The organism is Rhodococcus sp. OK519 (genome assembly GCF_003051005.1).
GTDB lineage: Bacteria > Actinomycetota > Actinomycetes > Mycobacteriales > Mycobacteriaceae > Prescottella.
The window spans coordinates 225,055-237,202 of record NZ_QAOW01000007.1; the positions used below are offsets into that span (position 1 = coordinate 225,055).

Genomic DNA, 12,148 nt, shown 5'->3' on the forward strand with positions numbered 1-12,148 from the left:
CATGAGCACACTGCAGACCCTCGATCGTGGGCTGCGAGCGCTCGACATCGTCGCCCAGTCCTCCGCCGGTATCTCGGTGGCCGACCTCGCCCGAGAACTCGATGTGCACCGCGCCATCTGCTATCGGATCGTCGCCACGCTCGAGGCGCACGGACTGATTGCCCGCGCGACCGACGGCAGAATCCGCCTCGGTGTGAGCGCCGCCGTCCTCGCCTCCCGGTTCGAACCGCAGTTCGCGGGCGACGTCCAGCCGATCCTCCACACGCTCGCCGACGAGACCCGCGCGACGGCGTTCATCTCGGTGGCCCAGGGGCAGAACTGCGTCGTGATCATGGTGGCCGAACCGGAGCAGACCCTCCTGCGCGTCAGCTACCGCGTCGGCAGCAGCCACCCCCTCGACCGCGGCGCGGCCGGCATCGCCATCCTCGCGATTCGCCCCGAGAAGCCGAGCGACTCCGACGAGGTCCGCCAGGCCCGAGTCGACGGATACAGCCTCACCCGCGGTCAACTCGAACACGGCGCCGTCGGCGTCGCGGCAGGTATCCGCCTGCCCGCCGGGGTCGGCGCCACGACCGGGCTCGAGCGCAGCGTCGGCGTCGTCGCGATCGACGGCCTCGACACCGCGCGCGCGGCCGACGCGGTCCAGCGAAGCGCCCGCCACATCGAACGACTCATCACCAACTGACGATCACCTCGCCGGCACCCGCCTGACGGCACCCGCATCCTGCGGGTGCCGTTTTTCGCGTTTTGCGCACTTTTCGCGGCAAACGGCGTGCTGAATCAGCGCTGAGTGCGCAAAACGCGACGGGCGGTGGGGCGCGCGAATCACGCTGCCCGCACACGACTTCGAGCATTTCCCCGCTCCCGATAACAAACCAGCTGCGTGGTTATCAGGTCGCACTTGACCTCGAATGTGACCGCACTTACTCTATGCGCAGTTCGCTCAACGCTACAAGTTGTGCGTTATTGGTAACTTCGCAGTTCGAGCGAGTTTCAGACAAACGGAGATTCAAGTCATGAGCGCGTGTCCGATCGACCACAAAGCCCTGCAGAGCACGGGCTGCCCGGTTTCCGCGAATGCTGCCGCCTTCGATCCCTTCACCGGGCCGTACCAGGTGGACCCCGCCGCATCGCTGCGCTGGTCGCGCGACGAGGAACCGGTGTTCTTCAGCCCGGAACTCGGCTACTGGGTGGTCACCCGGTACGAGGACGTCAAGGCCGTTTTCCGCGACAACATCCTGTTCTCGCCGTCGATCGCCCTCGAGAAGATCACCCCGGTCTCCGACGAGGCGACCGCGACGCTCGCGAAGTACGACTACGCGATGGCGCGCACCATGGTGAACGAGGACGAACCCGCGCACATGCCGCGCCGCCGCGTGCTGATGGACCCGTTCACCCCCAAGGAACTGGTCCACCACGAGCCGATGGTTCGCCGCCTCACCCGCGAATACGTCGACCGCTTCGTCGAAACCGGCCGGGCCGACCTCGTCGACGAGATGCTGTGGGAAGTCCCGCTCACCGTCGCTCTGCACTTCCTCGGCGTGCCCGAGGAGGACATGGACGAGCTGCGCAGCTACTCGATCGCCCACACCGTCAATACCTGGGGTCGGCCCGCGGTCGAGGAGCAGGTCGCGGTCGCCGAGGCCGTCGGCAAGTTCTGGCAGTACGCCGGCAAGGTGCTCGACAAGATGCGCAAGGATCCGTCCGGCCACGGCTGGATGCCCTTCGGTATCCGCGTCCAGCAGGAGCAGCCCGACGTCGTCACCGACTCGTACCTGCACTCGATGATGATGGCGGGAATCGTTGCAGCACACGAGACCACGGCCAACGCCTCGGCCAACGCCTTCCGTTTGCTGCTCGAGAACCGCAGCGTGTGGGAGGAGATCTGCGCCGACCCGAGCCTGATCCCCAACGCCGTGGAGGAGTGCCTGCGCCACTCCGGTTCGGTCGCCGCGTGGCGCCGCCTGGTCACCGCCGACACCACCATCGACGGTATCGACATCCCCGAGGGATCGAAGCTGCTGATCGTCACGTCGTCCGCGAACCACGACGAGCGCCACTTCGACAACGCCGACGACTTCGACATCCGACGCGAGAACTCGAGCGACCACCTCACGTTCGGCTACGGCAGCCACCAGTGCATGGGCAAGAACCTGGCCCGCATGGAGATGCAGATCTTCCTCGAGGAGTTCACCAAGCGCCTCCCGCACATGGAGTTGGTCCCGGACCAGAAGTTCACCTACCTACCCAACACGTCGTTCCGTGGACCGGACCACGTTCTGGTGCAGTGGGATCCGACGAAGAACCCGGAGCGCGCCGACCCGTCGATCCTCGACGACCGCCAGCCGGTCAAGATCGGTGAGCCGTCCAAGACCAATATCTCGCGCACCGTCTCGGTCGACGCCATCACCACGGCCGCCGACGGCGTCGTGCGTCTGACGCTGTCCGATCCGTCGGGCAAGCCGCTACCCAAGTGGACCCCCGGCTCACACATCGACGTCGAACTCGGCGACTTGTCTCGGCAGTACTCGCTGTGCAGCGACCCGAACGACCTGTCGCACTACGAGATCGCGGTGTTCGACGAGCCTGAGAGCCGCGGTGGGTCGCGCTATGTGCACCACACGCTGCAGACCGGCGACACACTGAAGATGCGTGGTCCGCGCAACCACTTCAAGCTCGACCCGGATGCCGGGCGCTACATCTTCGTGGCGGGCGGCATCGGCATCACTCCGGTCATCGCGATGGCCGATCATGCCAAGGCCGCCGGCAAGGACTACGAGATCCATTACTGCGGACGCGATGTCGCGACCATGGCGCTGCTCGACCGGCTCACTGCCGACCACGGCGACAGGGTCGAGATCCATTCGAGCGCCACCGGCAACCGTCTCGACATCCCGGCACTGCTCGCGACGCCGACCGAGGGCACCCAGATCTACTCGTGCGGGCCGGAGCGTCTACTCACCGCACTCGACGAGGCCACCGCGCACTGGCCGGAGGACTCCCTCCACGTCGAGCACTTCACGTCGAACCTGGCGACCCTCGATCCGGCCGACGAGCACGCGTTCGAGGTCGAACTGCGCGACTCCGGGCTGACCATCCAGGTGGCGGCCGACCAGACGGTGCTCGATGCCCTGCGCGCGTCGAACATCGATATCCAGAGCGATTGCGAGGAGGGGCTGTGCGGATCGTGCGAAGCCCCCGTCCTCGACGGCGAGGTGGATCACCGCGACATGGTGCTCACCAAAACCGAACGGGCTCAGAACAAGTCGATGATGACCTGCTGCTCGCGCGCGTGCGGCAAGAAGATCACCCTCGCGCTCTGACCCACCTCCCCCAGAATCTCCTCAGCACCCGAAAGGATCCGTCATGGGATCTCCGACCGTCACCGGGGCCGCCGCGTCTCCGGGCTCGCCCACGACCGACCAGCCACCCCGGTCGAGCTTCAAGCGCGTCCTGACCGGCAGCATGGCCGGTGCCGTCCTCGAGTGGTACGACTTCGCGATCTACGGCATCCTCGCCGCGACCGTCCTGGGCCCGCTGTTCTTCCCGGGCGAGAGCGGCGTCACGAAGCTGCTGCTGGCGCTGGCCACACAGGGTCTCGGCTTCGTCGCTCGCCCGTTGGGCGGCATCGTGTTCGGTCACCTCGGTGACAAGTTCGGCCGCAAGCCGATGCTGGTTGCCACCTTCATCATGCTGGGTACCGCGACCGCGGCGATCGGCCTGCTGCCGACGTACGACCAGATCGGCATCTGGGCGACGGTCTTGCTGGTGGTGCTGCGCATGATCCAGGGCTTCGCGCTCGGTGGCGAATTCGGCGCCGCGGTGCTGCTGGTCAGCGAGTACGGTGAGCCGAAGAAGCGCGGCTTCTGGGCGTCGTGGCCGCAGGCCGGTGCGCCGATGGGCACCGTCCTGGCGACCGTGATCGTCTCGGTTCTCGGCGTCTTCCTGACCGACGACGCGTTCGACCAGTGGGGCTGGCGTGTCGCCTTCCTGTTCGCGATCCCGCTGCTGATCGTCGGCTTCTGGGTGCGTCGCGGAGTCGAGGAGTCCCCCGTCTTCAAGGCCGCGCAGGAACAGGCCGCGAAGACTCCGGCGACACAGGAGCGTTCGTCGATCCTCGAGGCCCTGTCCCGCCCGCGCGCCGTCCTGGTGGGCCTGGGCATGCGCCTCGGTGAGAACATCGCGTTCTACGTGTACACGGTCTTCGTCATCGCATACGCCACCACGTACTTCGACTTCCACCGCGGCGACATCATCCTGGCCGTGACGTTCGCGTCGCTGTTCCAATTCGTCGGCATGATCGGCGGCGGCGCATGGTCGGACCGCATCGGCCGCAAGAAGGCCATGCTGGTGCCCGCGATCGTCCTCGTGGTGTGGGCGCCGGTGTTCTTCTGGCTGGTCCAGATGGAAAGCCTGCCGATGCTGTGGCTCGGCGTGTGCGTGGGCGCGTTCTTCCACGGCATGCTCGCCGGCCCGGAGGCCGCGTGGATCACCGAACTGTTCCCCACCCGCTACCGCTACGCCGGTTCGTCGCTGGTGTTCCAGGGCTCGTCGATCATCGCCGGCGCCCCGGCTCCGTTCATCGCAGTGTGGCTGATCGAGAACTTCGGTGTCGGCATGGTCGTCGGCTACCTGGTGGTGACGATGGCGATCACGGTGATCGCGCTGTCCCTGAGCCGGGAGACCAAGGGCGTGGACCTCGATGCGGTCGCGTGATCGAGACCGCCGGTTCGGCTGATCCGGCCTGACGACCGGGCCCCGGTTCGCTCCCCCGCGTGGGATCGGGCCGGGGCCCGTCTCGTTGGGCATACTCGACGGCAGCAGTTACAGACAGGAGACTTCGAATGACCATCGCTCACAAGCTCGTCGGACACGGCCCGGTCAAGGTGATCGCGCTGCACGGCTGGTTCGGCACGTCCGAGGGCTGGGGCATGCTGCCCGAGCTCGTCGACGCCGACGCCTACACGTACGCGCTCATCGACTACCGCGGCTACGGCGCCCGCAAGGACGAGGCCGGCGAGTACACGCTCGAGGAGATCTCGGCGGACACCCTCGCTCTCGCCGACGAGCTCGGCTGGGACCGCTTCGCCCTGGTCGGTCATTCGATGGGTGGCGCCGCGGCGCTGCGCGTCCTGGCCGACGCCCCGGAGCGGATCACCGCGGTGATCGGCATCAGCCCGGTGCCCGCGTCGGGTGTCCCGTTCGACGCCGACAGCGATGCGCTGTTCACCGGCGCCGAGAACGAGGACGGCAACCGCTACGCGATCCTCGACTTCACGACCGGCAACCGCCAGTCGGCGACGTGGCTGAAGCAGATGACGCAGTTCTCGGTGGACCACACGACGCGTCCCGCGTTCGGCGCGTACCTGCGCTCGTGGGGCGGGGCCGATTTCGTCGACGCGCTGCCGCAGACGTCGATCCCGGTCAAGGCCATCGTCGGCGAGCACGATCCCGCGCTGGGCGCCGAGACCATGAAGGCGACGTGGATGGAGCAGCTGCCGCAGTGCCAGCTGGACGTCCTCGCGAACGCCGGGCACTACGCGATGTTCGAGGCTCCGGTCGCAATGATCACCAGCATGGAAGCCGTGCTCTCCGAGCTGAAGTGAACTGGACCCTGCTGACACCGACAGCGCCGGCACCCCCACAGGCGGGGCGCCGGCGCTGCCGTCTTCGCGAACCCGGAAGCGTTGCCGGTCAGGGCTTTCCGGTGAATACCGGATCCTCGAAGGAGCGGCGAGATCGAACCCAGGAGGGGGACAGGGCGTCCACGATCTCGTCGGTCACGGACTCGTCGAACACGACGATCCGATCGGCGATGCGCCACTCGCCGTCGCGCCGCTCGAAGCGGTCGACGTAACGGCATTTGACGGTGGCGCGTGACTGCGGGCCACCCGGGACCGCGGGCGCCTGCCGCAGGTAGCAGAGGCAGTACGACTCGACGTCGGCCGCGTCGTCGTCGAGGTCGATCAGCACGTTCGTGATGTAGTGCAGCGACGAGTCGATGGTCGCGTGCCGGGACTTCATGTCCTCGACGAGGCCGTCCACGGTGCCGATGTAGCCGCCGTGGTTGTCGATCGCGTCGGGGAAGTAGCAGTCGGCGACACGGTCGAAGTCCTTGCGGTCCACCGCCCGCGCGTAGCGGTACAGGACCTCGGCGATCTCCTGCTTGTCGATGAGCGACACGTGCATCTCCTGTCGAACGAAGGGCCCTGCCGGCGTCGCCACCGGCAGGGCCGTGTCGGGCCGGGCTAGTCGGCGCGCAGTTCGATGCCCTTGGTCTCCTTGACGAAGAAGATCGCTCCGAGGGTGAGCAGCGCACAGAAAACGAAGTAGAACGCCGGCGCGAGGTTGTTGCCGGTGACGTCGATCAGCCATGTCGCGATGAACGGGGCCGTGCCACCGAGCGCCATGTTGGTGATGTTGTTGCCCAGGGCGAGACCGCTGTAGCGGACCGATGCCTTGAGCATCTCCACATATGTCACGTACGACGCGCCGTTGACCACCGACACTGCGATGAACAGGACCGACTGACCGAGGACCGCCTGCCAGATACTGCCGCCGGCCATGAGCATGAACATCGGGACGCCCAGCACCACTGCGGCGACGGTGCCGGTGAACAGCACGGGCTTGCGGCCGTACTTGTCCGCCAGGTAGCCCGCAACGGGCAGCGTGATGACACCGAGGACCAGCGCCAGCGACGTGGACAGGAACGCGACGGTCGACGATTGCCCGCCGGCCTTCTGCAGGTACGTCGCCGCGTACACCGAGGCGATGTAGTAGCCACCGGTGATGAGCGCACCGAGGAAGATGATCTTCACGAGCGCGGGTCCGGAACTGGAGAGCAGTTCCTTGACGGGCACCTTCGCGGTCTCACCCTTGTCCTCGAGTTCCTTGAACTGCGGGGTGTCCTCCATGTGGTTCCGGATCCAGATGCCCACGACACCGATGACGACACTGAGGAGGAACGGAATGCGCCACGCCCACGACATGATCTGGTCGTGCGTGAAGACCGAGGTCAGCGCCAGTGCGGTCAGCGACGCGACCAGCGAGCCGATGTAGGTGCCGGAGTTGACCATCGAGGTCTGGAACGCGCGCCACTTGGCCGGAGCGGACTCCGACACGAACGCATTGGCGCCACCCAGCTCGCCGCCGGCCGCGAAGCCCTGCAGGCAGCGGGCCAGCACCAGGATCGCCGTCGCCCACACACCGAGCGTGACGTAGGTAGGCATCATGCCCATCGCCGCCGTCGCGATCACCATCAGCAGGATCGTCCACGACAGCGCGTTCTTGCGGCCGTACTTGTCACCGATGTGGCCGAAGAAGATGCCACCGGGCACCCGCAGGAAGAACGCGACGGCGAACGTCGCGAACGTGCCGAGCAGCGCGGCGGTGTCGTTCTCCGAGACGAAGAACAGCGACGCGATGATGGTCGCCATGTAGCCGTAGATACCGAAGTCGTAGTACTCGACGACGGTGCCCACGATGGCCGCACGCACCACCTTGACGGTGGATTGCTTCGGCTGGTCCTGGGTCTGCACGGAATCCGGTCCTCGGGTGGGCCCGGGGTTACGAACCGCGGGCTCCACAATGTCGTTCGTTGCCATGGATGGTCCTTTGTAAGTGTCTGGTACGCAACACGCTCGGTGTCAGATTCCTGCAGTTGTCAGTGCCGTCGAGGTCATCGACTCGCCGCGTGCGGTGCGCGCGGCGCCAAGTCCGGCGATCCGGCCCATCGTGAGGGCGTTCGCCACGGCGTTGCCGCCGCCCACGTACCGGAGGCCGAGGATTCCGGCTCCGGCCTCGCCGGCCGCGAAGAGTCCGTCGACCGGACGTCCGGTCCGGTCCAGTACGGATGCGTTGCTGTCGATCTCGACGCCCGCGTGTGTGCACACGAGTTCGGCAGGCAGCAACCGGGCAGCGTAGAACGGGCCCTGGTCGATCGGGTCCGGGTCGGCGGTCGATCCCTTGTTCGAGAGGGTGCGATGACGCAGGAAATCGTCGTCGACACCGTTGGGGAGTTGATCGTTCCACCGCGCGACGGCCGCCTCGAGCGCATCGGCGGGCACGCCCATTCCGGCGGCAAGGTCCACGAGCGAGTCCGCTCGGAGAGTACGTCCGGACTCGGCCTCGTCGAGAACCCGCTCCGGAGCCCAATCAGTATAGCCCGCAGGCAGATTCAGTCTAGCCCTGTCGTCGAACACGACCCAGGCGCCACCCTGCTGCGCGTCGATGATGCCGGTCGAGACCGCGTACGACGCGTCCTCGTCCATGAACCGACGCCCGTGACCGTTGACGTAGATCCGCGACTTGGGCGGGAAACCGGACTGCCAGTGGTGGTAGCGCTGGAAGTAGACCGTCGGGAGCATCAGACCCCAGCCCTCGCCCGCGACGGACGCGTCGACCTGTTCACCGAAGGTCAGGTGATCGCCCTGACTACCCGGAGCGGCCACGACGAAGAGGGAATCCCCGCCCCGGTTCGCGAACGGATACAGCCGATCGACCAAATCTTTGTTCTGCGCAAACCCGCCGCTGGCGATCACCACCGACGTCGCCCGGACCTCGATGTCGTCGGCGACGACACCCGCCACGCGACCGTCCTCGACGATCAGCGATTGCACACGGGTGTTCAAGACCACCTCGACGCCTCGTTCGCGGCGGGCCTTGTCGAGCACTCGGACCAGGCCGTAGCCCTGGTCCTTGGGCACGTGACCACGCCAGACGTCCTCGACACCCGCCTGGGCCAGACCTGGCATGTGTGCGTTGGCCGACTCCCGGGCGGGAATCTCGACTCCGAGGTCGAGGAGCCACTCGAGCGTGGGACCTGCGTTCTCGCAGAACGCCCGGACCAGGCCCGGCTTGAGCATCCAGTGGTTGAGGTCCATGTAGTGCTGGAAGAACTTCTCGGCGGTGTCCTCGATGCCGAGTCCGCGCTGGACGCTCGTGCCCGCGGCGGTGAACAGTCCCGCCGACAGCTGCGTCGAGCCGCCCAGCTCGGTCTGCGACTCGAACAGCAGTACCGACGCGCCCAGCTCGGCCGCGGACACCGCGGCCGCGAGTCCCGCTCCGCCGCCGCCGATCACGACGACGTCCCAGTTGTCTTCACTCATGAGAGGACTCCTCCCGTTTCGGCGAGGATCCGGTGATACAGGCCGTTGGACACCAGGCCGCCGTCGACGGTCACCTCGCTGCCGTTCATGTATGTGGACCGGTCGGACAGCAGGAACAGCACCGCGTCGGTGATCTCGTCGACGGTGCCCATGCGTCCGGCCGGAATGCTCTCCAGCGAGGCCTTGACGAAGGCGTCCGCTCCCCCGACGAGAGCGGTGCCCACCAGTCCGGGATGCACGGAGTTCACCCGGATGCCCCACTGCGCGAACTGTCCGGCCGCCGACTTCGACAGCCCGGTCAGGCCCCACTTGCTCGACGCGTACGCCGGCGAGAAGTACCCGACCTGACCGGAGATCGACGAGATGTTCACGATCGATCCGCCGCCGCTGTCCCGCATCAACGGTGCGGCGGCCTTCATCCCGTAGAAGGGCCCGAACAGGTTGATCTTCATGGTCAGCTCCCAGATGTCGTCCGGGGTGTCCATGAACTCACGCCGACGACTGATGCCGGCGTTGTTGACCAGTCCTCCGAGTTCGCCCTTGGTGGAACGGATCTCGTCGATCACACTCGTCCACGCGGCCGAGTCGGCGACGTCGAGTCGGTGCGCCGACGCGCTGCCGCCGGCGTCCGCGATCTCGGCCATGACCGCGGAGGTGTCCGCGACGTCGGCGACGCACACGTGCACACCCTGCGCAGCGAGCGCCCTGGCGTGGTTGGCGCCCATGCCGCCGGCGGCGCCGGTGACGAGGACGACGTTCGGGAAAGTCTCAGGAGCGGAGCCTGCGGAACGACCCATCGACTCAGACATGGCGCGACCCACCGTCGACGGCGATGGAGTGACCGGTGACGTAGCGGGCGCTGTCCGAGAGCAGGAACAGCAGCGGTCCGAAGACCTCCTCGGTCGAGCCGAGTCGGTGCAGCGGCACGACGTCGAGTGCATGCTCGAGCGCGGCCGGGTCCTCGCGGACCCAGCGGGTCATCTCGGTGTCGATGTAACCGGGGGCGATCGCGTTGACGCGGATACCCTTGTCGCCCAGCTCGACCGCGAGCGATTCGGTGAGGTGCGCGACGGCCGCCTTGGACGTGCAGTACGCGCCGCGGCCGCGACGGATACGCAGCGCCGAGACCGACGACATGTTCACGATCGCGCTGCCGACCGCCATGTGACGGGCCGCCGCCTGGGCGCCGAACAGCACTCCCTGGACGTTGACGTCCAGTACCGCGGCGATCTGCTCCGGCGAGATCTCCTCGACCAGCGCGAACGGGAAGATGCCGGCGTTGTTGATCCAGAAGTCGATGCGTCCGAACTCCTTCAGCGCGATCTGCGCGAGGGCCTCGTGCTCGTCGGCCTTGGTGACGTCGATGCGGGCACCGACCACGCGGCCGGGGGTCTCTGCGAGGGAGTTGGCGGCGAGCGCGGAGTTGATCTCGTCCGCGGTGGCCGTCATCTGCTCATCGTTGATGTCGGCGCCGACGACGTTGACGCCGCGGGTGGCGAGGCCGGCCGCGAAGGCCGCGCCCATACCCCGGGCGGCTCCGGTGACGACGGCGACCTTGCCGGCCATCTCCGGGTAGAGAGCGCTCATCTGCGACGCGTCGGTGCGGCCGGGGTTCTGAGTATCAGCAGTTTCGGTCATGATCGGGTGTTCCTCCAAAAACAATGTTCTGCAAAAGATTCGAGACGCTCGTCGGCCGAGGCCCGAGAGATCAGGCCGGTGGGCCCTGATCGTCGCGGCGGACGACGCGGCGCGCGATGCGCCACTGCCCGCCTACTCGCACCACGCGATCGGCGACGGTGGTGAACCGCACGAGGCGGGACTCGTCACCGATGCGGGTTGCAACGATCTGCAGGTAGGCGTGGACGTCGAGTTCGTCGTCGCCGACGCGGTCGACGGCAATGTTGGTGAGGACGTGCCGGTGCACCTCGCCCGCCACGGACGCATTCGCGAAGAACGTGTCCGCGAACTCGGTGAGTGCGGCCGTCCCCACGACCGGGGCGGGGTAGCTGGGCGAGTGGAACTCGCCGTCGGCGGTGAAGGTGGCCGCCCACTCGACCGCGTGCCCCTCGTCGATGAGGTGGCTCTGCCGGCCGTACAGCTGGTGGATCTCCACGAACGCCATTGCGCCGACGTCGGCGCGGGCCTCGATCACTGTCATGACGAACTCCTCGGTCACTCTCCGGCGCACCCCGTTCGGGATTGCACCGCCCCGCCATGTGTGCGATAATCGAACGCATAGTGCGATTAAGAAGAAGACTAGGTGTCTCGCCTCACACGCGTCAAGGGAGGGCTTCATGGAATCTGTCGGTTCCGATGATCAGATGAACGAAAGTCCTGGGAGAACCAGTGGCGTCCTGCTCGATTCGCGCATGTCGAAGACGCTGCACAACGGTCTCGAGATCCTCGAGTTGCTGACGCAGCACAAGTACGGGCTGACTGTCACCGAGATCGCGGAGGGAATCGGCGTGCACCGCACGGTCGCGGACCGCCTGGTGCGCACCCTCGAGGCGCACCGGCTGTGCCGGCGAACCGAGAGCAAGCGCATTCTGCTGGGCGCCGGACTGGTCACGCTCGCCGGCTCGGTGGAGCAGGATCTTCGCGAACTCGCGCGCCCGATCCTCGAGGAATTGGCAGACGCCGTGGAGGCGACGGCACACCTCGCGGTCCGGGAGGGCCAGGACTCGGTCCGCGCGCTCATGGTCATCGAGCCGCGCAATTCACGCGCACACGTCGGCTTCGATCCCGGTCAGGTCGATCCGATGAACCGGGGCTCGGCGGGACTGGCGATGCTCGCCGCGCTACCGCCTCAGGAGGGCGAGCGACCCGAGGTCACCCGCGCCCGCGAGCGCGGGTTCGCGGTGACCTCGGGGGAGGTGACTCACTCGGTCACGGGCATCTCGGCTGCGGTGCCGAATCGCCGCCCGGCCGATCTCGTCAGTATCGGTGTCTCGGTGTTCGACTCGTCGGACGAGCAGAAGCTGGGCGAGGCGGTCATGGCCGCTGCCCGACGACTCGGAGCGCTGCTGCTCCGCTGACCGGCG

At 67.1% G+C, this 12,148-nt stretch carries 11 protein-coding genes; 5 read left to right on the top strand and 6 right to left on the bottom strand.

Going from position 1 to position 12,148, the window contains the following annotated elements; translation table 11 throughout:
- Position 1 precedes the first annotated feature (1 nt).
- The 4 genes from C8K36_RS18515 to C8K36_RS18530 all read left to right on the top strand — a co-directional run bounded on the left by C8K36_RS18515 (position 2) and on the right by C8K36_RS18530 (position 5,606).
- A complete protein-coding gene (locus tag C8K36_RS18515; RefSeq protein WP_181319629.1) occupies positions 2-685 on the top strand; it encodes an IclR family transcriptional regulator in 684 nt (227 codons plus the stop codon).
- 331 nt (positions 686-1,016) lie between these two features.
- Positions 1,017-3,323: a cytochrome P450/oxidoreductase gene (locus C8K36_RS18520; protein ID WP_107985984.1), complete on the top strand. Its 2,307-nt coding sequence runs from the start codon at positions 1,017-1,019 to the stop codon at positions 3,321-3,323.
- A 43-nt stretch (positions 3,324-3,366) separates the two neighbouring features.
- Complete coding sequence (locus tag C8K36_RS18525) at positions 3,367-4,716, top strand: MFS transporter (protein WP_107985985.1); 1,350 nt, start codon at positions 3,367-3,369, stop codon at positions 4,714-4,716.
- Positions 4,717-4,844: 128 nt separating this feature from the next.
- Complete coding sequence (locus tag C8K36_RS18530; protein WP_107985986.1) at positions 4,845-5,606, top strand: alpha/beta fold hydrolase; 762 nt, start codon at positions 4,845-4,847, stop codon at positions 5,604-5,606.
- 88 nt (positions 5,607-5,694) lie between these two features.
- Here C8K36_RS18530 and C8K36_RS18535 read toward each other — a convergent pair whose 3' ends face one another.
- From C8K36_RS18535 to C8K36_RS18560, 6 genes are all read right to left on the bottom strand, one after another.
- On the bottom strand, positions 5,695-6,183 hold the full coding sequence (locus tag C8K36_RS18535) for a nuclear transport factor 2 family protein (protein WP_107986058.1): 489 nt from the start codon (positions 6,181-6,183) through the stop codon (positions 5,695-5,697).
- Positions 6,184-6,248: 65 nt separating this feature from the next.
- Complete coding sequence (locus C8K36_RS18540) at positions 6,249-7,604, bottom strand: MFS transporter (RefSeq protein WP_420910905.1); 1,356 nt, start codon at positions 7,602-7,604, stop codon at positions 6,249-6,251.
- A 42-nt stretch (positions 7,605-7,646) separates the two neighbouring features.
- On the bottom strand, positions 7,647-9,107 hold the full coding sequence (locus C8K36_RS18545; RefSeq protein WP_107985988.1) for an FAD-dependent oxidoreductase: 1,461 nt from the start codon (positions 9,105-9,107) through the stop codon (positions 7,647-7,649).
- Entirely contained in the window at positions 9,104-9,916 is an 813-nt protein-coding gene (locus C8K36_RS18550; protein ID WP_107986060.1) for an SDR family NAD(P)-dependent oxidoreductase, read from the bottom strand. The genes C8K36_RS18545 and C8K36_RS18550 overlap by 4 nt, the downstream gene beginning before the upstream one ends.
- Positions 9,909-10,745, bottom strand: coding sequence for an SDR family NAD(P)-dependent oxidoreductase (locus C8K36_RS18555; RefSeq protein ID WP_107986059.1), 837 nt, complete (start codon positions 10,743-10,745; stop codon positions 9,909-9,911). The genes C8K36_RS18550 and C8K36_RS18555 overlap by 8 nt, the downstream gene beginning before the upstream one ends.
- Positions 10,746-10,815: 70 nt before the next feature.
- On the bottom strand, positions 10,816-11,265 hold the full coding sequence (locus C8K36_RS18560) for a nuclear transport factor 2 family protein (RefSeq protein ID WP_107986061.1): 450 nt from the start codon (positions 11,263-11,265) through the stop codon (positions 10,816-10,818).
- 163 nt (positions 11,266-11,428) lie between these two features.
- Here C8K36_RS18560 and C8K36_RS18565 point away from each other — a divergent pair, with 163 nt between their 5' ends.
- Positions 11,429-12,142, top strand: a complete 714-nt coding sequence (locus C8K36_RS18565; protein WP_181319634.1) for an IclR family transcriptional regulator domain-containing protein — start codon at positions 11,429-11,431, stop codon at positions 12,140-12,142.
- Positions 12,143-12,148: the final 6 nt, after the last annotated feature.